Here is a 22910-nt window from a genome sequence, read left to right on the forward strand (position 1 = left end):
AACTTGCTTATGCGGGGAGGTGGTTGATGGGGTGATCGTCCACGGTCCAAAGATACTGGACCGCGTAGGCCCGCCACGGCCGCCAGGCCGCGGCACGGGCGGTGAGAGCCGCGGGCGTCGACGGGAGGCCGAGCTCCCCGGCCGCGCGCCGGATGCCGAGGTCGGTGGGGAGGAACGCGTCCGGGTCGCCGAGCGCCCGCATCGCGATCACCTCCACGGTCCAGGGGCCGAAGCCGGGGAGAGCGGCCAGTTCGGACCGCGCCTTCTCCCAGTCGGTGTCGGTGCCGAGCCTCAACGTGCCGTCGGCCAGTGCGCCGACAAGGGTGGTGAGGGTGGCGCGGCGGCTGCGTGGCAGGGCGAGTTGTTCGGGGTCGAGCCCGGCGAGGGCCTCGGGGGTCGGGAAGAGGTGGGTGAGGTCGCCCTCCGGATCGTCGACGGGGACGCCGTGCGCGGTGACCAGCCGGGCCGCGTGGGTGCGGGCGGCCGCGGTCGAGACCTGCTGGCCGAGCACGGCCCGTACGGCGAATTCCGCACCGTCGACGGTGCGCGGCACCCGCCGGCCCGGCGCCTTGTCGACCAGGGGGGCGAGCAGCGGATCGGCGCGCAGCTGGTCGTCGACGGCCACCGGGTCGGCGTCCAGGTCGAGCAGCCAGCGGCAGCGGCTGATCGCGAGGGTGAGATCGCGCGGATCGGTGAGGAAGAGCCGGCAGGCGATGTGGTCGGGGTGCGGGCTGAGGGCGACGATCCCGTGCCCGTACCGGAGCGTGAGCGTGCGCCGGTAGGCGCCGTCGCGCCACTCCTCGACGCCGGGGATGGCGGTCGCGGCGAGGTGACCGAAGAGGTTGATCGGGTTGAGCGGGGCCCGGTACGGCAGCCGCAGCGCTATCACGCCCGGAGCGGGCGACGGTGTCGCGGACCGGGCGGCGCGGCTGCGCAGCTCGCCCGGGGCGAGCGCGAAGACCTCGCGGACGGTGTCGTTGAAGGTACGGATCGACGAGAATCCGGCGGCGAACGCGACCTCGGCCATGGGCATCCCGGTCGTCTCGATGAGCAGCCGCGCGGTCTGGGCGCGCTGCGCGCGGGCCAGGGCGAGCGGACCGGCGCCCAGCTCGGCGAGAAGCTGGCGCTCGATCTGCCGGGCGGAGTAGCCGAGACGGGCCGCGAGACCGGGGACGCCCTCACGGTCGACGACGCCGTCCCGGATGAGTCGCATCGCACGGGCGACGGAGTCCGCGCGGGCGTTCCACGCCGGGGAGCCGGGGCTGGTGTCGGGCCGGCACCGCTTGCAGGCCCGGAATCCGGCCTGCTGGCAGGCGGCGGCGCTGGGGTAGAAGGTCATGTTCTCGACCTTGGGCGGCACGACGGGGCAGCTGGGGCGGCAGTAGATCCGGGTGGTCAGGACCGCCGTGAAGAACCAGCCGTCGAAGCGGGCGTCCTTGGACTGGACGGCCCGCACGCAGCGCTCGGTGTCGGTGTGCATGGTTCAAGCATCGGGCACCGGGCACCCCGGCGCTGGCGAGAATCCGACATCGGCCTCGCGCTGCCGGCCACTCGGCACGGTCCCGGTCGACACGTATGTGGCAATGAACTCCATGTGCCGAGCCCATCCTCGAACCAGGAGCCGACATGGCCGTTCCCAAGCGGAAGATGTCCCGCAGCAACATCCGTCACCGCCGCGCCCAGTGGAAGGCCGCCGCCCCGCGGCCGGTGCCGATCACCGTCGACGGCACCACCCATCTCGTACCGCAGCGGCCGGCCAAGGCCCACGAGCGGGGTCTGCTGCGCCCCGGCGGCTGAACGGATGACAACGCCGCCGGCACCGACACCGCGTGATTGACGGTCGCCGGGGCACAGCCGGACTTCACGTACCGCTTGCAGTGCGCGCGTTCAGCGATCACGGCACGGGTGCGTCCGGGGGCGCCTGTCCCGCGCCGGGTTGTGGCACGTACGGAGCCAAAGGACGAAGTCGCGTACGTCCACGCGCTTCGCACGGCCGCATTCGACGTCCACCGCGGCGAGGAACCGGAACCAGCACAGCAGGTCAAAGGCACAGGAACGGCAGGAAGCCGGAGTGCTGCCGCAGGCCAGCAGCTCCCGCAGGAACTCGCTTGCCGGTGCAATCGCCCTTCCAGCACCGTCGAGCACCACCCGGGGCAGCGTGGCGCGAGCACGATGTGCGCATCCCCGAAGTCCACCTCGGCTTCCGCTCCGGGGATGGGCGACTGCGGGATGAACACCGGCTCCGGGCCCCGGCCGGCCGGAGAATCTGCTTGCGGCGGCCGGCGGGGTAGGAGCGGACCATCTGATGCGAGAGGGCGTAGGCGCCGTGTTCTTCGACAAGGCGGTCGAAGATCCGTTTCGCGATGTGCTTCTGCTCGGGTGGCGCGTTCAGGTCCGCCTGAAGGAAGCCGTCGGTGTTCCGCTCGCAAGGATCCAGCCGGGTCGTCCGGGGACGGTGTTCCTTGCGCGGCTCCGGCCATTGAGCATCGAGAGCCCTGTGAACTGTGCACGGCTACGGACTGCTTGTACGCCTTCTCAACATGGTCGCGACATTCAGTGGTCCGACGGACAGGTGCCTCAGGGTGACGAACCCGAAGTGCTGATAGAGCGCCACATTGCCAGGGTCTGCGGTGGTGAGGAAGACCCCGGCCGTGGCTGGCGTGTCGGCGAGCAGGCGGTCGAGGAGCCGCCGCCCCGCACCGCGGCCCGCCGCGCCGGGATCGACCCCGATGAACTCCAGCGTCCAGGCCCCCTCGGGCGCACCGGCTTCGGTGACCTGCAGATAGCGCAGGGTCCGTTGCACGGCCCGGGACCCGCAACGCGCGAGCGTACGGGCCCCCCACTGCGCCTGCGCAACCAGTGAAAGTGCCGCCCCGGGCGGAGTGAGGACGGCGGCCGCGATGGGGCGGCCGCCATCCCCGGTCAGGGTGTAGCGGCGAGAGCCGGGAAGGGCGGCATTGGCGCGCAGGGTGGCGGCGAACCAGTGCCTCCTTGCGGCGGATGAACTGCCGCAAATCCAGGAGACCGCCGGCTCGCGGACAAAGGCGTCGGCCAGCACACGGGCGCAGGCATCCACCGGCGGGCAGTCGTCGATCTCCGGCCCGCGCTGAGCCGAGTCCGCGGACTGTGGGTCGGTCATGCTCCTCCTCCATCAGTAATTGCTCGAATCTAAACCGATCGTATAGCATTCGATCGTATCGAACTAGAGAGAGGTGAGCTGATGAGGATCCTGGCACTCGGCGGACCCGGCGCGATGGGGGCTGTGGCGGTGCGGGTGGCGGCCGGGCTGCCCGAAGTGACCGAGATCGTGGTGGCTGACAAACGCCTCGAAGCGGCCCGGGGGCTGGTACGCCGCCTCGCCGGTGCCGGTGGCGCGCCCCTGCGGGCCCTACAGGTGGACGTGACCGACGACACCGCCCTGCGGGCCGCACTGGCTGATGCGGATGTCGTGCTCAACACCGTCGGCCCGTACTACCGCTTCGGCCTGACCGTGCTGCGCGCCGCGATCGCGACCGGTACCCACTACCTGGACATCTGCGACGACTGGGAGCCGACCCTGCGGATGCTCGACCTGGACGAGAAAGCACGCTCCGCCGGAGTCTGCGCGGTGGTGGGCATGGGCGCCAGCCCCGGAGTCAGCAACCTGCTGGCCGCACGCGCCGTCCAACACCTGGACCACATCCAGGACCTCTACACCGCATGGCCCGTCGACGTCTCCGGCAGCGAGCAGGACGACGAGCAAATACTCGACCCCGACGGACGCCCCAGCGCCGCCGCCGTGCACTGGATGGAGCAGATCAGCGGAAAAGTAGCCGTGGTCAGCGACGGACAACTCGTCCACCGACAACCACTCCTTCCGGTCACACTGACCCTCTCCGCCGAACACTCCGGAACGGCCTACACCGTCGGACACCCCGAGCCGGTCACCCTCCACCGCAGCTACCGCCCGACCGGCGAAGCCGCCAACCTCATGGTCATCACCCCAGGCACACTGGCCTACCTGGACGTCCTGCGCCGCGACATCGACGCCGGCAAACTCACCAACGAGACCGCCGCCGCCGACCTGGCCAAACCCTCACTGTCGCGCGGCCTGCGGGCCGCGGTAGGCACCATGGGCCTCAAGGGCCCCCAATCGCTGCCGCCGTTCTTCGCCGCGGCCACGGGCACCAGCAACGGCCGCCCGGTCACCGTCCTGACCAGGCTCGCCGAGACATCCGGTATGTCGGCACTGATCAACGACATGGCGGAAGCGACCGGCATCCCCCTGGCCCTCGGGCTCGCTCAACTGCTCAACGGCACCGGAGGCCGACCCGGCGTTCATCCACCCGAGACCGTCATCGAACCCGAACGATTCTTCCTCGACCTGGCCCGCCACGTGCCCCACCTCTCCGACCCCAACCACGCCCCCCACGACGGCGTGATCACCGACATCACCCCAACCCGCTGAAACGAGGAGTTGCCCAGTGCAATCGCTGGAACCAGAAGTCGGCGTGCAGCCGGCAGAGTTCGTCGAAGTCGGGGGACGTCGCGTCCGTTACGCCGCGACGGGCACTGGTCCACCTGTGATCCTGCTGCATGGACTGGGCCGCAGCCTGGAGGACTGGGAGCCGCTGCGGGCCGCTCTGCCCGACCACCGGCTGATCGCCGTCGACCTCGCGGGCTTCGGGCAGTCGCAGGCCCTGCCGGACTGCCGCCTCACATCACTGGCCAGGCACGTCGAAGGGACCCTGGAGGCGCTCGGGGTTCCCTCGGGCGCGCATGTGGTGGGCAATTCACTGGGCGGCGCTGTCGCGATGCGGCTCGCCGCCAATGCCCCCGCGCGGGTGGCGTCATTGGCACTGCTCGACAGCGCCGGGTTCGGCCGCGAGGTCACCTGGACCCTGCGCATCCTCGACCTTCCGCTGCTCTGGCGGCTCCTACTGCGTCCCCATGAGGACAGCGCGCTGCTGTCGGAGCGCTCCGTCTTCCACGATCCGGCCTTCGCCACACCCGAACGGGTCGCTCTGGCACTCGCGCTCTCCCGCCGCGAAGGGGCGGCACGAGCGTTCCAGCGCCAGGCCCACGCCCTGGGTTCGTGGCGCGGCGTACGCCGCGGCTGGCGCAAGGAGCTGCTCACCGAGGTCTCGGCGCTCGACATCCCCACGCTCGTCGCCTGGGGCACCCACGACCGGATCCTGCCGGCCACCCACCTTGTCAACGCCGCTGCCGCTCTTCCCCGGGCGCGCACCCACCTGTTCTCCCGAACCGGCCACATGCCGCAGATCGAGCGTGTCGACGAGCTCGCCGTCCTGCTCCGCTCGTTCTGGGACGGTCCATAGGATCCGAACCAGGACGCCGATGTCACTGAGGTCGCAGGACCGCCGAGACCGGTTCGGGCAGCTTCACCGTCTCCGAGATGCTCCCGGACACCGACCGGTTCCGGCTGGGCGACCACGCCGGTGGGCGCCCCGCCGCCGAGCAGCTACTCATCGCGTTCGACGTGGCAGCCCGGCGCGCACCGGCACCGTGCTCCCACCCCCACCCCTATCCCCACTCCCGCAATGAGGTACATCTGTGCAGGTCCTGACCAAGATACGCAGCCGGATACCGGCTCTGGCCGTCCTGCTGCTGCTGATCCTCACCGCTGTTGTGGCCACGCTGCCGTTGCGTACCTCCGAACCCCGGCCGGCGTCCGCCCCGGCAGGCGACTTCTCGGCGACCCGTGCCGTTGCCCGGCTCGACGGCATCGCGAAGGTCCCGCACCCGGTGGGCTCGGCCGCACAGTCGGACGTACGGGAGTATCTCGTCGGTGAGTTGCGGAAGCTGGGTCTGCGGCCGGAGGTCCAGACCCGGGTCGCCCCCTCCCACACCGACGACTACCCGGCCGTCGTCGGATCCGTCTCCAACATCCACGCCACGATCCCCGGCAGGAAGCCCACCGGCCGGATCCTCGTCGTCGCCCACTACGACTCCGTGCCGATCGCCCCGGGCGCCGCCGACGACGGCTCCAACGTCGCCGCGATCCTGGAGATCGCCCGCGTCCTCAAGGCCGGACCGCAGCTGCGCAACGACATCGAGATCCTGTTCACCGACGGCGAGGAACAAGGGTTGCTCGGCGCGCAGGCTTTCGTCGACGCGGAGGCCGGCACGCGCCGGGCCGCCGCCCCCCGGCAGACCGTCGTGGTGAACATGGAGGGCCGGGGCCCCTCCGGGCCCGTCATGATGTTCCAGATGGCGGGCACCGGCCTCACCCCCGCCGTGCGGGCCTCCGGAGCACTCACCACGTCGTTCTCCGCCGCGGTCTACGACCAACTGCCCAACGACACCGACCTGACGGTCTTCGACGAGGCCGGCATGCGCGGTCTCAACTTCGCCTTCATGGACGGCTCCGCGCACTACCACACCGCCCACGACAGCATCGACCGGCTCGACCGGGCGAGCGTGCAGGACATGGGAGACGCGGCGCTCGGAGCGGTCCGCCGGCTCGGCGGCGCGGACCTCGCGCAGAGCGGTTCCGACGCCACGTACTTCTCCCTGTTCGGCACAGTCGTGTCCTACCCGGCATGGCTGGTCCTGCCGCTCGCCGTGGTGGCCGCCCTGGGCGTGCCCCTGCTGCTGTGGTTCGGCCGACGCCGAGGGCTGTCGCCCCGCGCGGCCGGACGGGCCGCCGCGGCCTTCCCGCTCACACTGATCGGTGCGGCGGTGATCGGCCTGGCAGGGTGGTGGGCGCTCAGCCTGGCCCGACCGGACTTCGCGCTCGGTGAAGGCAGTGTGTACCACCTCGGCCGGTACGCGTGGGGCGAGGCGCTGCTGCTCCTGGTGCTGCTCGTCGCCTGGTACTGCTGGGCCCGCCGCAAGGCGACGCCGCTGGACATCGTGGTGGGCGTGCTGGGCTGGTTCGCACTGCTCGCGGTCGTCTGCGCGGTGCTGCTGCCCGGGGGCGCCTACCTCTTCACCTGGCCGGCGCTGACCGGACTGGCCGTCGTCGCCATGACACTGGGACTCCTGCCTGAGCACTCCCCGTGGCGGGCGGCGGCCGCAGCGGTGACCGCCGTACCGGCGGTGGCACTCGTCCTGCCGGTCGTGCTTCTGCTGCTGCCCGCCCTGGGACTGACGCTCACCGCCGCTCCGCTGGTCCTCGCGGCGCTGCTCGCAGCGTTGTTGCCTAGCCTGCTGGAGCCGCTTCCCCCGCGCCGGGCAGTCGTCGCCGGGGTGCTCGCGGTGGCGGTGGCGGGCGCGGGCACGCTGGGCGTGGGCACGGCCCTCGACGGCTACAGCGCCGACGAGCCCCGGCCGGTCAGCCTCGGGTACGTGCTGGAGTCCGACACGGGCAAGGCCACCTGGGTCAGCCTCGGCGACACCTCCCAGCCCGCCGTCGGCAAGCTCCTCACCGGTGAGCCGACCCGCTATGACGGCAGCATCCCCCCGCTGGGCGATGTCGCGCTCGCCCACGGAGCGGCCGAGGCCGCCCCCCTGGACGTCCCGCGTACCGTGAACGCCTCAACCACCGAGGCCGACGGCGTACGCACGATCCGGGTCCGTATCCAGGCCCCCGCCGGCGCCCACAGCATCGACGTCCACGCCGGCACCGACAACCACGAGATCCTCGACGCCACCGTCGAGGGCGCGAAGCTCACCGGCGGACCCGAGCACCCGGAGGGCGACTGGGGCTGGAGCTTCAGCTACGCCGCCCCGCCCGCCGACGGCATCGACGTCACCATCCGCACCCGCGGCAAGGGCCCCCTGCCGCTCCGCGTGGTATCCACCGCGGTCGGCCTGCCGGACGGGGCCGACGCGCCCGCCCTGACCGCGGACCAGAGCTGGGCGGGCTGGCCGTCGGTCGCCGGACAGACCTTCGTCGTACGGACCTTCCGGCTCTGACCGCACCACACGAAAGGCCCGCCTCACGGAACCATCCGTTCCAGCGACCGCCGCGACACTCCGGTTCGGACGAAGCCGGAAAGGCACGCCAGATCGTCGCCATCAGCGAGCGGACCGCGCGACGCGACGCAACGGGCGCCACGCGCAGGTCCGGCACGGGGCGGTACCACCGGTCACCACGGTGGTACCGCCCCATCCTCCGTCCCGCGCATCTGCGCGAGACCGACCGGGTTCACCTCGCCAACCGCCCACAGCCGGGGGCAAGGACGTCTGCAGCCCCTCCCGCAGGAGGTGGCCGCTCCGGCGGCGGAGCACTGCCGCCGGGAGACCGGACTGGACGTGATCGACGTGAACCCCCGCGCCAGGACACTGTACGAATGGCTCGGTTACCGTCTCGTGCGTACCGAGCACACCCCTTGGTCGCGCGACCTGCTGAGGTTCGGCTCGGTCACCACGAAGCGCCGCCCCCTTGACGTACCAGAAAGGCCCACCACTTCATGACCGAGACCGATTCGCTCCACACGCCGACAGCACCCGTCCAGGTCCCCACCCGCATGCTCGTCGAGGCACTGATCCGTACCGACCACACCGTCGACGCCGGCGAGCTCTACGCCGCCGCCGCCCTGCTCGGCATGACCGACCAGCAGGTGCGTCTGTGCATCAAGCGGCTGGTAACCGAGGGACGCTTCATCCAGGAAGGCAGAGGGCGCAAAGCACTGCTGCGGGCAACCGGCGCCACCAAGCAGGCTCTGGGGCCCGACGTCGAGTTCGTCACGCACGCCTTCCGGCAGGACGCGGGCCTCGCCCCCTGGGACGGCACCTGGCACCTGGTCGCATTCGCTGTGCCCGAAGCCACTCGCACGGCGCGCGACACACTGCGCACCGCACTCACCCGGCTCGGCGGCGCCCCCGTCCAAGGCGGCCTGTACGTCAGCGCCAACGCCTGGGAACCCTACGTCGAGGACGAGGCTCGCCGGCTCGGCATCCTCGACCGCCTCACCCTCCTGACCACCGACGACCTGCGCCAGGGCGAGGTGCGCGATCCGGCTGTGCTTGCCCGCACCCTGTGGCCGCGGGACGAGATCGCCGATCGCTATCGGCGACTCGCCTCCGTGACCGAGCCGCGCCTGCGCCAACTCCAGGACGAAGCCGGCCTCTCCGCTCCTCAGCAACTGACCATCGCGGTCGAACTGGCCGCCGAATTCACCCGCGCCATGGAGCCCGACCCTCTTCTGCCGCCCGAACTGCTCCCCCAGCCCTGGCCGGGGACCGAAGCACGCCGGCTCGTCGCACGGTGCTGGGAGCTCCTGGACCGGCTCGAAAAGGTCGGCGCAGCGGAAGAGCAGCACGGCCGCCTCTTTCGCCTCTACGGCGAAGCAGTCAGGCAGATCGCCGACGCTTGAGTGCGTATCGGTGAGCGGGAGACTGGTGCCAGGCGTCCTCTCCCACGCTCGGCCGCGGCCTCGGGCCGGCGCGCCGACCGGGTTCGACGGCGCCGTTCAGCAGGCCAGCGGTGGACGTCTCCGTCCCCACCAGGTGGGGCGACCCGGCCGCTCGGAAGAGACCCCAGGGCGAGCAGCGGCCACGTCCGTTTCGCACGACCGGGAAGACCACGGCCCTCGCCACAGCACGCACTCGCGAGCCAGGCCTTCGGCTTGGCGTACCCGCACCGGAGCCATGACCCGCCGGCCGGCGCCCGGCCGGCCCGGGGCATCAACACGGGCGCAGTGCGGATCAACTGCCACGGCGTGCACACCGACGAGATCTTCCGCACCCCTGCCAACGGAGTTGATCACGGGCGCCCATGACGGCCGGCGGCACGCAGCAGCAGACCGAGCGAGATCAGACCGGATACGGCGGCCAGCAGCGCGGACCAGAACCAGAAGGTCGTCCAGGTGTCGGGGACGGGCAGCAGAATCACGAGCACGATCGGATACAGGACCAGCAGTCGGCGCAGCCGTCGCTCCGCTCTGAACTGTTCGCGCAGGCGTCGGCCGACTCCGCCGGCCTCTCTTTCCGTTCGCCCGGTGGGTACCAGCTCGTCGGCGATGGTCAGCCGCCACGTGTGCACAATGGCGCCGAGCATCGCGAGCAGCAGGCCGAGCCCCAGTAACTGGACCCAGTCGGGCACTTTGAGGTGGCCGGGTGTGGTGACCAGCAGCATGGGCACTGAGTACGCTACGGCGCTCAGTGCTTCGGCAGCGAAGAGGCGGGTGGCCGGGGTACGGCTCAGCGCGGCAGGCACGAGCACCTCCTTGAGCAGGATCCTCCGACTACTGCGGGTACGCGGATGCATCACGGTTTTGGAAACCCACCCCTCAGGAGTCCGTGCGGCCCGGTCCGACGGGTGCAAGCGCGGGCGGGGCGTCGCGCTCCACGGTCAGCTCGTACTGCCGCGGGTCGAAAGTTCGAAGACGTCGGCGGAACCGCCATGTCGGCTCGGGCCAGATGGAGGTGATGCGGCCGGTGCGGTCCTGGTACCAGCCGACGCAGCCGCCCGCGGCCCATACGGTCGGGGCCATCCGCTTCTGCAGTTCGGCGTTGAACACACGCTGGACCTCGGCACGCACCTCCACGGCAGCCAGTCCTCGGCTGCGCATCAGCCGCAGGCAGCTGAGCAGGTAGTCGATCTGTGACTCGATCATGTAGATGAGGCTGGTGTGCCCCACTCCGGTGTTGGGGCCCGCCATCAGGAAGAGATTGGGGAATCCGGCGACGGTCGTGCCCAGGTGGGCCTGCGGGCTGCCTTGCCAGACCTCGTCCAGGGACCGTCCGTCGGCGCCGATGACGTGCTGCGAGTAGGTGGCGTCGGTGACCCGGAACCCGGTTCCGTAGATCAGCACGTCCACCGGGTGCCGGGCGTCGGCCTCTCCGTCCCGCGCCGCACTGGCGGGCGCGGTGAACACCGCGTCGGACCCGATGCGCGTGATCGGGTCGGTGACCACGTCGACATTGGGCCGGCCCAGTGCCGGGTAGTAGTCGTCGGACAGCAGGACCCGCTTGCAGCCCAGTGCGTAGTCCGGGGTCAGCTTGGCCCTCAACTCCGGGTCCGCGACCTGGCGGCCCAGATGGGCCAGCGCCTCGCGCCGACCGAAGGCGGCCATGGTGCGATTACCGAGCAGCGCCGGCAATGTGGCTTCCCGGGCCGCGTACTCCCAGCCGCGGGACAGTCGCTGCACCGGCGGCGCCAGCTGGAACAAGCGTCGCTGCCACTGTGGGATGGGCCGATCACGGCGCGGCGCAATCCACGGCGGAGTGCGCTGAAAGACGGTCACCTGCCGGGCCGTGCGCTGTAGGTGAGGGACGAATTGGATGGCGCTCGCGCCGGTGCCGATCACTCCCACCCTCTTGGTGCTCAGATCCAGGTCATGCCTCCACCTGGCGGAGTGGAACTCCTCGCCGGTGAAGCCGTCAAGTCCGGGCAACGAAGGAACGGCCGGTTCCGACAGCGGACCTTGTGCCAGGACCAGCAGCCCGGCGGTGAGCGGGCCCTCACTGGTCCGCAGGTCCCAGCGTTGCCGCTCAGGATCCCATGCTGCGCGTTGCAGTTCGCAGCCGAGCCGCAGACTCGGCATCAGGTTGTACTCGTCGACACAGCGCCTCAAGTACTGCTCGATTTCCGCACTCGGGGCGAAGCGCCGACTCCACATCGGGTTGGGCGCGAAGGAGAACGAGTACAGGCGCGAAGGAACGTCGCAGGCGCACCCGGGATAGGTGTTGTCCCGCCATGCGCCGCCGACCTCGTCGGCCCGCTCCAGTATCAGCACATCCCGGTAGCCCTCCCGCAGCAGTCGAATGGCCGTACCAAGCCCCGAGAATCCCGCGCCAACGATGACGACGGATACGTGGCGCCCGCGCACGGCGTCCCCCTGCACAGCGCCATGGGCCTGCGGCACTTCCCTCGTCCCCTGCTGCGCCGAGTCCGCGCATGGTGAGTCGGCCATGATCTTCCTCCATCAGTGATTGCTCAGTTCCACATCGATCGTATTACATTCGATCGTAGCAATCTTGAGAGTTTGGCTACCGAGGTCCCCGTCGACCGACAAGCGCCTCGAAGCAGCCCCAGGAGCCGGGAGGACCAACAGGGACTGCCGCTTCAGCACGACAGGCCGGCGAGGCGCCGACCGGAGCACCCGCACCGAAGGCACGCGGCGCGACGGGTGACAGCCGCCGGCAACGGACCCACTGCCCCCACCCCCGGCCGAAGTGAAATGCGCCGACGAACGCCGAGGGTGCGGCAGAGCCGGCCAGCCCTGTCGCCCGCATCACACAGACGTTCGAAATCCACCTACTGACACCGCATAAACTCACGCCCCCTCCCCTATCGCACTTGCCACGATCGCTATACAATCGATCGATTCGTGAAAGGTTCCTGCGTGACGGAAAGCACTTCCAACTCAGCCGGGGCCGAGCCGACTCGGCTCGCCCCGCTCCGCGAGCGGGTCAGCGCACCGCGCGAACTCCCGCTTCCCGCGATCGGCGCCGATCTGTGCTGGCGCCCGGCGAACCGCGCCGACATCCCGGTCCTTCTCGAGCTCATGCGTGGAGCAGGTGGGGTCGATCACCCCACCTACCATGTGACTCGCGACAAGGTCGAGCTGACATTCGATGCCCCGAACGTCACGGTCGAGCGTGACGTGGTGCTCGCGCTCGACCCTTCCGGTCGTGCCATCGCCTATGGTTCCGCGATCCCGGCCGAGGGGCGGGAGACCCTGGTGTGGGTCTCGCTCGACGGCTGTGTGCACCCGGATCGGCGCGGAGAAGGAATCGGCACTGCACTCCTCGCCTGGCAGGAAGCCCGCGGGCTGCGGCACCTCGCCACCTCCGACGAGACGCTCCCCGGCTGGCTCGTCTCGGGCGCCGAGGAGAACACCACAGCAACCATTGGCCTACTGCGCGCCCACGGCTACGAGACGGCGCGGTGGTGGCTGGAGCTCGACCGCGACCTCGCCGATCCAATCCCCGAGATCCCGCTCGACGCCGCAGTACGGGTGGAGGTCTACGGGCCGCAGTGGACGGAGTCGACGCGGCTGGCCTTCAACGCCGCGTTCCGCGACCACTGGGGATCCCAGCCCGTCACCGCCACGGAGTGGGAAGCGGGCGACAAGCTGGAGGCGTCCCGGCCGGACCTCTCGCTCGTCGCAGTCGCTCCCGATGCGGACGGGGTCGATCAGGTTGTCGCCTTCGTCACCAGCACGGTCGGCAAAGAGGACTGGAAGCCACAGGGATACTCCTTCGGCTATGCAGGGAAGGTGGGCACGCTGCCCGGGTTGCGCGGTCGGGGGCTCGCCGGCGCCCTCCTCACCCGGGTCCTGCGCGCGTACCGTGACGCCGGCTTCGAGAGGGCACTTCTCAATGTCGACTTCGAGAGCCTCACCGGAGCCGTCGGCTTCTACGAGCGGCTCGGCTTCCACACGGTCCGACGCTCGGTCAGCCTGGTCAAGACCTTCTAGCGCGGGAGCAAGCACCACCTGGCTGCCCAGTGGTCTTGGCGCCGGTGCACGCCCGGTCACCGTAAAACGTGACGAGGACCTGGCCCGTCGACCGGCCGGTGTTCCCGCGGGCGACGAGCGCGTCAGCGTTCTCACCGGGGACTGGCGGCTACTTGAGCAACAGGCTCCCTTCGATACTCGTGCCACCCCTGGACACCGCCGAGATACTCACAACGCCGGCCAGCTCAGCGGTTGTTGCGGCACACCGCCTCAAGCCAAGAAGACTTGCAGGGTTCTTGATCACGGCGCGAGGGCCGGTCTGCCGCCGCAGCCGATGCCCATCTCTCCGTGGACAATGGCGCCCCCGTCGTCGGGGCCGAGCTCGCTCGCCGCCGACGGGCACGGTGAGCCTCTTGCGCACCGTTCAAATAGTGGCGCGTCACGAGCGGTTCAGGTGAGCGCGAAGGTGTCTTGGGCCGCAGCCGGCAAGGTGCTGCCCTGCTTCGACTGGGGTCGGCCAAGCAGGAGCGTCTGGCTCCGGCCGGGCCGCAGCCAGAGGTTCCGGACGAAATATTGGGAAGCAAGCCACATAGGGAGTGCATCTTCGGATGAAGGTATCGGTGCTCAGGCAAATCCTCGAAGCGCTGGGACCGGCGCCGCTGCACCTTCTGACTGCGCAGGACGGAGCCGATGTACCGGTGTCCGGCGCGCTGATCCACGAACCGCGTGCGCCGCTGCCACCGATGCGAAACGCCATGCTCTTCGCTGTGGGCGTGCGGCCGACGAGCGTCGAGGCCGGCGAGTTGCTCGGGCAAGCGGCGCTGGCAGGTTACACATGCTTGGTCATCAAGCGCTACGGCGAGTCGGCCGGCCGGCTGGTGGCCACCGCATCGGAGACAGGGATCTCGCTTCTGGCAGCGGACGAGGACATGGCCTGGCATCATCTTGATGCCCTGGTCTCCTCCGTTCTGGCAGAAACCGGGCGCACCGTTCATGGGGCTGGTGCGCCGGCCGTCGGGGACCTGTTCGCCCTGGCCAACGCGATCGCCGCCATGGTTGGCGGCGCGACGACCATAGAAGACCCGCGCCAGCGAATCCTGGCGTACTCCACCCTGCCCGACCAGCCGATCGATGAAGACCGACGACAGGGCATTCTCGGCCTGCAGGTACCCGAACTCCCGGCGAACGGTGCGCTATACCGCGAGGTGCACGGCACCACGTTGGTGCAGAGGTTCACCGACCCGAGCGGCCTGCCTCGCCTGGCCGTCAGTGTGCACGCCGGGAGCGAACTGCTCGGGTCGATCTGGGTGGTCGACGCCGGCACTCTCGACCACGATGCCGCGCAAGCCCTCTCGCAGGCCGCGGCGACCGCCGCGTTGCACCTGCTGGCGGCCCGTACAGCCGCTGATGTCGCCCGCAGCCAGCGCGCCGATGTGCTCCGACGGCTGCTGGCCGACCCGGCTGCCGTCAACATCGTGGCGCCGCAGCTCAGCCTGAACCCGGACGTCTCCGTGGCCGTGGCCGCCTTCGTCGTTGTGCCCCGCGACGGCGATGGCATCGCCACCGCGCAGGCGGCCACGCGGCTGGCGGACCTCGTCAGCGTGTACGTCGAGGCGCATTACGGGCGGCACGGGTGCGCGCTGATCGAAGGGACCGTCTACGCGCTGTTGCCAACGGAGCCTGCCGGGCAGTCGTACCACGACTTCGTGGCCAACATCGCCCGGCGGGCGATGCTGGCCCTCCGGATTCCCATCCATGCCGCACTCGGTTCCCACGTCGCCGGACTGCACCTGGCGGCCCGCTCACGCCAGGATGCCGATGTGGTGCTCAAGGTCCTCGCTGAGCGGCCGGCCGAGCCCGACATGCCCTCCGTCGCCACGATCGACGAGGTCCGGGCGAGCGCGACCCTTCTGGAGCTGACCGAGGACCTCGCCGGCAATCCCCGGATGAGGCAAGGGCTGGGACCTGCCATCCGGGTCTACGACCGCGAGCACGCTACGGCCTACGCCAGAACGCTGCTCACGTACCTGGACGCCAACAGCGACATCGCCGCCGCCGCCCGCCGGCTCAACGTGCATCCGAACACATGCCGATACCGGATCACGCGCGCCGAGGAAATCTTCCGGTTCAGCCTTGCCGACCAGGATGAGCGCCTCCTGCTCTGGATCCAGCTCCGGATCAGCGACCGGTTCACCACACAATGACGCCGTCAAGCCGCACCTGTGGCCGGGAGTTCACGACGTAAGCACCGTCCGACGCGGATCAGGTTCCACAGGACGATCACCCGCCGCCGAGCCGGCGCGAGAACAGCCTGGGTGCGCCGCGTACCTCGGCGCGCTTGCGCTCGTAGAAGCGCCGCAGTTGCGGATGATCGCGGAGCGTGGAGACGCGTTGCAGGCCGCGGTGGTAGTGCCGGCGGCGGTCGGCGGTGCCGTATCGGCTCATGACGCCGGCGGTGGCGGCGAGGAACTCCGCGCCCGGCAGCGGGCCGATGCCGGGCATGCTGGAGATCACTTCGGGACGTTCCTGCTCGCGAGAGCGGGCCGCACGGAGCTTGTCGACTCCGCGAGGTACTCGTTGAGGACCATCATCTCCTGCGCCGGGGTACGGATCACCTGCGCGGTGATCTTCTCCCTGGTGACGGCGGTGTGCTGGCGCTCGGTCCAGGAGTACACCGACCGCCGGGGCGCCCCAGCCTCTTGCCGAGCGCGAGCGTCAGCACCCGCCAGTCCTTTTCCAGGGGCGAAGCCCGGATCAACAGAGGGCGTTGTGCTGACGTCGACGCTCGGCAACCTGGCGTCCAGCGGCCTATAGAGGCAGCCACTGGGTACTGGTGGTGACTGCCTTCAGCTCGTCGGCGAGGGGCATGACGCCGATACCGGGGCCTGTCGGCACCGGAAGGTGGCCGTCGCTCAGGACGAACGGGGTGGTGATGTCCGTTCGGTAGTAGCGGTCCGAGGCGGATGTGTCGCCGGGCAGTGTGAAGCCGGGCAGTGCTGCCAGTGCGATGTTCGCCGCCCGGCCCAGACCGGTCTCCAGCATCCCACCGCACCACACCGGCACGCCGTGAGCGACGCAGACATCGTGGATGCGGCGAGCCTCGAGGTACCCACCGACGCGTCCGGGCTTGACGTTGACGATCGAACACGCGCCAAGCCTGATCGCGTCAGCAGCTGCGCGGGCCGATGTGATGGACTCGTCCAGGCAGATGGGCGTGCGGACATCTTTGGCCAGCCCGGCGTGGCCGAGGATGTCTTCTTCGTCGAGCGGCTGCTCGATCAGCAGCAGGTCGAAGGGGTCGAGCCTTGCGAGATGGCGTGCATCGGCGCGTGTGTACGCCGTGTTCGCGTCGACCTGCAGCAGCACGTCGTCGCCGAACCGCTCGCGTACCGCACGTACCGGTTCGATGTCCCATCCGGGTTCGATCTTCAGCTTGATGCGGACGTATCCCTCATCGAGGTAGCCGCCGACGGCGTCGAGGAGCTCGCCGATGGAGGACATGATGCCGACCGAGACCCCGCAGGGGACACGGTCATGTGCGGCGCCGAGCTCCTGCGCCAGCGGCCGTCCCAGGGCGCGCAGTTCGGCGTCGAGCACGCCCGTCTCCAGCGCCGCCTTGGCCATCCGGTGACCCTTAAACCGGGCCAGTGCGGGTGCGACGGCATTGGCGCTCAGCCGATCGTGCGCCGCGAGGGCGGGAATGAGGAAGCGGCTCAGTACATCCACCGCGGCGTCGGCGTACTCGGAGGAGTACAGCGGATCGGCCGTGGCGACGCATTCGCCCCAGCCCTCCGCCTCGTCGGCAACCACACGCAGGAGCAGGGCTTCGCGCTCCGTCTCGGTGCCGAATGAGGTACGGAACGGTGCCACGAGTGGCAGGCGGATCCGGCGGAGTTCCACTCCGGTCAGTTTCATGCGTGCTGCCCTTCTGTTGTGTCGCGCTTGAGGACGTACCAACCGGATTTGTCGAACCCGGCGATGTGGAGGCCATCCGCCATCGCTGCCGTGAGCACCTCACGTACCGCGGTGCGCCACGCCCGGCCGCGTTCGGGCTCTGCCGCGCGCAGCGACGCGATGTCCGGCGGCACGGCCACCAGCAGCGTGTCGCCATCCGGCACGCCGGGCACCGGCGACCCGTCGTCGGAGCAGGCGAGCGCCACCACGGCTCCGCGTCGCTGTTCGGACTCCGCGTCGCACGGCCGGACTGTTCCGGCGCAGGCGGCCGCCACTTCGGGCGTGTGCAGGAACCACCGGACGAGCAGCCGGTCGGTGTCGTCGTCTCCGTTGATGCCGTCGTGCACGCCGCCGTAGAAGTTGGTCAGGTACTCCGGGGCCCCGGCGGCGAGTTTGGCCAGATTGAAGTACGCGTTGCGGCTGACGAGTGGGTCGAAGGTCCACGCGATCTCCGAGACGCCACGCGTCATCGCCCAGGCGCGCTGGTGCAGCTTGAGGGCGAAGCCGACGCTCCGGCCGTGTACCGCCGCGGACACCCCGGCGATGTGGCTGTGCATCGCCTCCTCCGCAGGTGGGCGGAAGAAGCCGACACACGCGCCCACCAGCTGGGGGCCATCGAAGGCGCCGGTGACGTAGTTTCCAGCCTTGGCCAGGGCTCGCAGGAGTTCGGACGTCACCGGCGGGCTCGACGGGTCGGGGCGCCAGATCGTGTCGTAAAGCCTGTGCACCGCTTCGAGTTCACCGAGTTCGACGACCTCGCGGACGTGAACGCCCGCTGCGCGCGCGGCCAGGTCTGCCGCGTTCACCGCGGCATCAGCACCCGGATCCGCACCGGCGCGGAGACTGTACAAATCCACCACTCGCTCCATTCTCATTCTCGTGGCCTCGTCCGGGAATGTCGTGATCGGCCCGCTGGGGAGGGACCGGCCGACGCCTCGTCGAGCAACCCCGCGACGAGCGCAGCGACCAGGGCGGCACAGGCCGGCAACTCGGCAACCAGCACATGCTCGTCGTCGGCGTGGGCGCCGCCGCCCACCGCGCCGAGCCCGTCCAGCGTGGGTGTGCCGACGCCGGCGGTGAAGTTGCCGTCCGAGCCGCCACCCACCGCGGCACGGATTGGTGGCGGCAGTCCGAGGTCGGCGGCCACGGCCACGGCGCGCGCGTACAGGGCTGCTGACGCCTCCGCGGCCAGCGGCGGACAGTTCGGGCCGCCCGTGATCTCCACGCGCGCACCGTCCAGCGTCGGCTGCAGGGCGCGCATCGCGGCGTCGATCCGGTGCTGCTCGGCGACGTCGCGGACCCTCACGTCGACCGTGAACTCCCCGGTGGCCGGCACGGTGTTCGACGTGAGACCCGCCGACATCAGCGTCGGTGTGACCGTCGTGCCCCGGTCCGGGGCGGCGAGCGCGGTCACTGCCAGCACCTGATGAGCCGTCTCGACAGTGGCGTTGACGCCGCGCTCGGGTTCCAGACCGGCGTGGGCGGCCCGGCCCGAGACGGCCACCTCGTACTGCGAGACGCCCTTGCGCTCGGTCTTGAGCGCGCCGCCGTCGGCTGCCGCTTCAAGCACCAGAGCCGCGGCCAGGCCGGTGGCCTCGGTCTCGATGAGCGTCCGCGAGCTGGGCGAGCCGATCTCTTCGTCGGCGGTGATCAGAATCGTCACGCCCGAGGGGTCGGGAAGGCGGGCCGCGGCGTGCATCGCCAGCACCAGACCTGCCTTCATGTCGAAGCAGCCCGGGCCGCTCAGCACGCCGTCGGCGACCGCGAACGGATGGGTCGTCAGCGTCCCGGTCGGCCATACGGTGTCGTGGTGCCCGAGCAGTAGCACGCGGGGCGGCCCGTCACCAAGGCGCCAGCGCAGGTGCGTACGCCCGTCCAGGACGATGCGTTCCGGGGCCACTCCGAGCCGCTGTGCGCCGATCCGTGCCACCCTGTCCGCGCTTCTGGCGAGCGCGGCCAGGTCGCTGGACGGCGACTCGCACGTCACGAGCGCCTCGATGTCGGCGAGCATCTCCGGCAGCGCGGCGGTCATGTCGGCGTAGAGAGTAGTGAGGTCCACGTCAGTCCACCTTCGGGGTAGCGCGCGAGGCGACGTGCAGATACCGCTCGCCGGTCGGCAGGGCGTGGAAGGTCACCGGAACCCAGGACTGCTCCTCGGGCTCGTGGACGACGAACAGGTTCTCCTTGACCGACACCATCGCCCGCTCGGTCTCCGGACCGGGCGTCAGCTCGGCCAGCGGGCCGGTGACCGTCGTCCGCAGGACCGGGCCGTCGTCCCCGTCGAGCACCTCCATCCGGACGCCCGCCCGCTCGTACGTGCCCAGATGGGGTCGTACGTCCTGCGGCACGGGCAGGGCCGGTGGGCCGAGCGGTGGCGGTATCGCGACGTCGGCAAGCCCGGCAAAGATCTCGCCGAACAGGTCCTCGTACAGCCCCGTCGTGTTGCCGCCGTTGGTGAGCAGAGCGACTGCAAGACGCTCGTCGGGCAGCAGGCGCAGGTAGGCGTCCTGCCCGATCGTCGAGCCGTCGTGCCCGAGGAGCCGGCGACCGTCCCAGCCGATACGGGACCAGCCGAGGCCCCATGAATCGGCGAGGTCGCAGTGGTCCGGCAGTTCCACCTGGGAATCGGCCATTGCCGCGGCGCTCGCCTCGGTGAGCAGCCGGGTGCCACCGTGCGCCAGCCCGCCGGCGAGGTGCATGCGCGCGAACGTGAGCACGTCGGCGACGGTCGAGCTGATCAGGCCGGCGGGCGCCACCGCTCGTGGCAGTCCCCACACCGGTGCACGCACTGGCTCGGTCGCGCCGTCGGTCACGTGCCCAACGGCGGTGCGGTGCAGCAGCGCCTCCTCGGGCAGCGTCACCGTGCGCTCAAGACCCAGCGGGGTGAAGAGCCGCTTCCGTATGGCCTCGTCCCACGTGTCGCCGGTCAGCTTCTCGATCACCCGGCCGGCCAGCGAGAAACCGGCGTTGCAGTAGGACCAGGTCGCGTCCAGCGGATGGTTCTGCGCCACGTCGGCCAGCAGTGCCACGTACTTCTTCAGGCAGTCGTCTCCTCGTCCCGTGTCGGTGAAGACGTCGCCGTCGATGCCGCTCGTGTGCGTGAGCAGATGCCGCATGGTCACGCGCTTGGCGACGTCCGGGTCGGAAAGCCGCAGTTCGGGCAGGACTTCGGCGACCGGGGTGTCGAGGTGCAGCAGCCCCTCGTCGACGAGCTGCAGGACGACCGTCGCCGTCCAGACCTTGGTGATCGAGCCGATCTGGAATACGGAGTCGGTCGTCGTCTCGACACCGGTGTCCTTGTTGAGCACGCCGTACGCGGCTTCGACGAGCTCGTCCTCCCCGCCGGAACCCATCCGCAGGATGCCGAGCGTGGCTCCGGGTACGTGGTGGCGCTCGGCCAGCGTGGTCAGCCGGCGCTGCCAGTGCGCGGCGTCGAGGCGGGGCCGTGCAGGTCCGGAGCTGCTGCCGGCGTACTGCTCGACCCAGTCCACGATGCGACGGTTGAAGTCGATCCGCTGCGACGGCGGCCCGTCGAGGACGAACAGGTGCGATGCCTCCGGGTAGAGCACGAGCCGGGTGGGTACGCCGCGCCCCCGCAGCGCCGTGTGCCACTGCTGGGCCTGGCCGACCGGGCAGCCCAGGTCTGCCGCGCCGTGCAGGATCAGGGTCGGCGTCCTGACCTGGTCGACCCGGGTCAGCGGTGACATCGCCGCGTAGCGGTCCGGGGCGGTCCACGGAAGGGCGCCGAGTTCGGACAGGCCGAACAGGTGGGCGTCATCGGCGGTGCCGGCCAGGCTGACGAGGTCGCTGATCACTCCGCCCGTCACCGCGGCCGCGAACCGGTCGTCCCGGCTGGTGAGGTAGCAGGTCAGATATCCGCCGTAGCTGTAGCCGGAGACGGCCAGCCTGGCAGGGTCGGCGATCCCCGCTGCCACGAGATCGTCGATGGGTTCCAGGAGGTCCTTCGCATCGGCCTCGCCCCAGGCACCGAGCGCGGCATTCCAGTACTGCTCGCCGTACCCGTCGCTGCCACGCGGGTTCAGCAGCAGAACGGCCCAGCCGCGTGCCACGAGTTCCTGGTGGTAGAGCTCCACCTCGTTGGCGGCACCGTTCCATGCGTTGTGCGGTCCGCCATGGATGTCCAGGAGCAGGGGGCGTGGTCCTTCCGCGGCCGGATCGTGGATGAGCCAGCCGTGGACGACCGTGCCGTCGGAGACGGTGAACTCCCGTTCCTCGCGCGGGAACAGTTCGATGTCGGCCAGGCCCGCTCCGTGTTCGGTCCGGACTGTTTCCGCGCCCGTCGCGAGGTCCACGGTGACGATCTCGCCGAACGAGGCCGGCGTGCCGAGCACGATGACGGCCGTGTCACCCGCCACCGACAGGCCGTGGACGTTCCGCCCGGTGCCCGCGACGAGTGGGCGGGGTGTGCCACCGTCGGCGGACACCGCGTACAGGTGGGTACAGCCACGATCGCGGACGCAGAACAGGATCGTGCGACCGCCGTCGCCGAACTGCGGCAGGGCCCCGGGGTAGCTCGGGGCACCTGGCATCACGTTGCGGTCCAGCGCGGCGGCCGGCTCGACCGGTGTACCGCCGTCGAGCGGAACGCGCAGGAGGCGGGCGTGGCCTGCCGGTTCGCCGACCGTCCCCACGACGAGGAGTGCCGTACCGTCCGGCGTCCACAGGACGGGACCGGCGAACCCGTCGGACAGCCCGGCCGGCTCCGGCCTCGCCGGCTCGCCGGTCACGTCGAGGACGTACACGGGCATGCGGGCCCGCAGATCCGCGTCCGGAGCCATCGCCGCGGCGAACGCCAGCCGTGTCGAGTCCGGTGACCAGGCAGGATAGTTGGCATGCCAGTCCCCCTCGGTCACCTGGCGGCACCGCCCGGTGGCCAGGTCGAGGACGTGCAGGTGACGGCGTACGACGCCCAGCAGACCCGCGCCGTCCTCCTGATAGGTGAGCCGGTCTGCGACGAGCGGCGCGCTCGCACGGGCCGCGGGCGGCATGCCGTCCGAGTCGGCCGCGAGCGGATCCACCGCTGCCATGAAGGCGATCTTCGAGCCGTCCGGGCTCCACACGGGCGCACCGGCCCCGAGTGGCAGTGTGGTCAGTTGCTCGGCCTCCCCGCCGTCGGCGGGGAGCAGCCATATCTGCGGTGCCTCGTCCCTCGTTCGCAGGAAGGCGATGCGTCCGCCGTCCGGTGACCATGCGGGTGAGGTGTCGGCCGTGCCGTGGGTCAGTTGCCGCGGCCGGCCGGTGCGGGTGCCGACGCGCCAGATGGCGCGCACGTTCCGGTCGGCTTCCGCGTCGCAGGTGCGCAGCACGTAGAGGCACTCGTTGCCGTCCGGCGACAGTGCCGGCTGCTCCGGAACGGCGAACGTGGTCAGGTCGTCGATGCGCTGGCGGCGTGGCGCGCGCGAGGGCTTGGTCAGTGTCATGGGCTTCTTCTCGGTCGGAGGGTGTGCCGGGGATCTTCGGGATCAGCAGGTGTTCCTACAGCGTGAGGGCCCGAGGGCTGTCCCGTGGTCCCTGGCGGGCGTGCGACGACAGCTACGGCACCTCGCCGCGTGGTCGGAACGCCCGAATACCTCCGGCATTCGGGCGTCCCTCCGCCGTGCGATGCACCGCATCCGACGCCGCACGCCGATCCACCAGGGACTA

17 protein-coding genes and 1 pseudogene are annotated in these 22910 nt (G+C 70.5%); 8 read left to right on the forward strand and 10 right to left on the reverse strand.

Translation table 11 applies throughout. The annotated features are described in order from the left end of the window. Positions 1–7: 7 nt before the first annotated feature. Positions 8–1480 carry an AlkA N-terminal domain-containing protein gene (locus ACIOMQ_RS24465; RefSeq protein ID WP_402190299.1) on the reverse strand — a complete coding sequence of 491 codons (1473 nt, stop codon included), beginning with the start codon at positions 1478–1480 and terminating at the stop codon, positions 8–10. Between the two features lie 146 nt (positions 1481–1626). Between ACIOMQ_RS24465 and rpmF the strand changes: the two genes are divergently transcribed. Continuing rightward, positions 1627–1797, forward strand: a complete 171-nt coding sequence (rpmF, locus tag ACIOMQ_RS24470) for a 50S ribosomal protein L32 (RefSeq protein ID WP_402190302.1) — start codon at positions 1627–1629, stop codon at positions 1795–1797. A gap of 715 nt (positions 1798–2512) precedes the next feature. Here rpmF and ACIOMQ_RS24475 read toward each other — a convergent pair. Then, complete coding sequence (locus ACIOMQ_RS24475; protein WP_362196967.1) at positions 2513–3139, reverse strand: GNAT family N-acetyltransferase; 627 nt, start codon at positions 3137–3139, stop codon at positions 2513–2515. Between the two features lie 81 nt (positions 3140–3220). Here ACIOMQ_RS24475 and ACIOMQ_RS24480 point away from each other — a divergent pair, with 81 nt between their 5' ends. The 4 genes from ACIOMQ_RS24480 to ACIOMQ_RS24495 all read left to right on the forward strand — a co-directional run bounded on the left by ACIOMQ_RS24480 (position 3221) and on the right by ACIOMQ_RS24495 (position 9263). Next, positions 3221–4447: a saccharopine dehydrogenase NADP-binding domain-containing protein gene (locus tag ACIOMQ_RS24480; protein ID WP_362196970.1), complete on the forward strand. Its 1227-nt coding sequence runs from the start codon at positions 3221–3223 to the stop codon at positions 4445–4447. 115 nt (positions 4448–4562) lie between these two features. Then, positions 4563–5318 (forward strand): alpha/beta fold hydrolase, encoded by a 756-nt coding sequence (locus ACIOMQ_RS24485; protein WP_401989104.1) that lies wholly within the window; start codon positions 4563–4565, stop codon positions 5316–5318. A 235-nt stretch (positions 5319–5553) separates the two neighbouring features. Continuing rightward, positions 5554–7860, forward strand: a complete 2307-nt coding sequence (locus tag ACIOMQ_RS24490) for a M20/M25/M40 family metallo-hydrolase (RefSeq protein WP_402190305.1) — start codon at positions 5554–5556, stop codon at positions 7858–7860. A 497-nt stretch (positions 7861–8357) separates the two neighbouring features. Continuing rightward, complete coding sequence (locus tag ACIOMQ_RS24495) at positions 8358–9263, forward strand: PaaX family transcriptional regulator C-terminal domain-containing protein (RefSeq protein WP_362196979.1); 906 nt, start codon at positions 8358–8360, stop codon at positions 9261–9263. A gap of 389 nt (positions 9264–9652) precedes the next feature. Here the strand turns inward: ACIOMQ_RS24495 and ACIOMQ_RS24500 are convergent, their stop codons facing one another. Together ACIOMQ_RS24500 and ACIOMQ_RS24505 are read right to left on the reverse strand one after the other, a co-directional pair. Next, positions 9653–10105, reverse strand: coding sequence for a hypothetical protein (locus ACIOMQ_RS24500; protein ID WP_362196982.1), 453 nt, complete (start codon positions 10103–10105; stop codon positions 9653–9655). Positions 10106–10178: 73 nt separating this feature from the next. Further along, a complete protein-coding gene (locus tag ACIOMQ_RS24505) occupies positions 10179–11804 on the reverse strand; it encodes a flavin-containing monooxygenase (RefSeq protein ID WP_401265963.1) in 1626 nt (541 codons plus the stop codon). Between the two features lie 432 nt (positions 11805–12236). On the opposite strand from ACIOMQ_RS24505, the gene ACIOMQ_RS24510 reads away from it, so the two are divergent. The 3 genes and pseudogenes from ACIOMQ_RS24510 to ACIOMQ_RS24520 all read left to right on the forward strand — a co-directional run bounded on the left by ACIOMQ_RS24510 (position 12237) and on the right by ACIOMQ_RS24520 (position 15496). Continuing rightward, positions 12237–13313, forward strand: coding sequence for a GNAT family N-acetyltransferase (locus ACIOMQ_RS24510; RefSeq protein ID WP_402190308.1), 1077 nt, complete (start codon positions 12237–12239; stop codon positions 13311–13313). After that, positions 13216–13488 (forward strand): annotated as a pseudogene (locus tag ACIOMQ_RS24515) (transferase); the annotation flags it as partial. The gene ACIOMQ_RS24510 and the pseudogene ACIOMQ_RS24515, both read left to right, overlap by 98 nt. A gap of 412 nt (positions 13489–13900) precedes the next feature. Further along, positions 13901–15496, forward strand: coding sequence for a helix-turn-helix domain-containing protein (locus ACIOMQ_RS24520; RefSeq protein ID WP_362196991.1), 1596 nt, complete (start codon positions 13901–13903; stop codon positions 15494–15496). A gap of 76 nt (positions 15497–15572) precedes the next feature. Here the strand turns inward: ACIOMQ_RS24520 and ACIOMQ_RS24525 are convergent, their stop codons facing one another. The 6 genes from ACIOMQ_RS24525 to ACIOMQ_RS24550 form a co-directional block, all read right to left on the reverse strand. Continuing rightward, positions 15573–15806 carry a hypothetical protein gene (locus ACIOMQ_RS24525; protein WP_402190310.1) on the reverse strand — a complete coding sequence of 78 codons (234 nt, stop codon included), beginning with the start codon at positions 15804–15806 and terminating at the stop codon, positions 15573–15575. After that, positions 15803–15967 (reverse strand): hypothetical protein, encoded by a 165-nt coding sequence (locus ACIOMQ_RS24530; RefSeq protein WP_401756058.1) that lies wholly within the window; start codon positions 15965–15967, stop codon positions 15803–15805. The genes ACIOMQ_RS24525 and ACIOMQ_RS24530 overlap by 4 nt, the downstream gene beginning before the upstream one ends. A 133-nt stretch (positions 15968–16100) precedes the next feature. Beyond that, the gene (gene menC, locus ACIOMQ_RS24535; RefSeq protein WP_401756055.1) at positions 16101–17207 is read right to left on the reverse strand and encodes an o-succinylbenzoate synthase; all 1107 of its coding nucleotides are present in this window, start codon (positions 17205–17207) and stop codon (positions 16101–16103) included. Then, positions 17204–18103: a GNAT family N-acetyltransferase gene (locus ACIOMQ_RS24540; RefSeq protein WP_401756053.1), complete on the reverse strand. Its 900-nt coding sequence runs from the start codon at positions 18101–18103 to the stop codon at positions 17204–17206. Before ACIOMQ_RS24540 ends, menC begins: the two co-directional genes overlap by 4 nt. Positions 18104–18117: 14 nt before the next feature. Then, the gene (locus ACIOMQ_RS24545) at positions 18118–19257 is read right to left on the reverse strand and encodes a M20/M25/M40 family metallo-hydrolase (RefSeq protein WP_401989117.1); all 1140 of its coding nucleotides are present in this window, start codon (positions 19255–19257) and stop codon (positions 18118–18120) included. A gap of 49 nt (positions 19258–19306) precedes the next feature. Continuing rightward, positions 19307–22687 (reverse strand): serine hydrolase, encoded by a 3381-nt coding sequence (locus ACIOMQ_RS24550; protein WP_401756050.1) that lies wholly within the window; start codon positions 22685–22687, stop codon positions 19307–19309. Positions 22688–22910 lie beyond the last annotated feature (223 nt).

Source organism: Streptomyces sp. NPDC087845 (assembly GCF_044742755.1).
Lineage (GTDB): Bacteria > Actinomycetota > Actinomycetes > Streptomycetales > Streptomycetaceae > Streptomyces.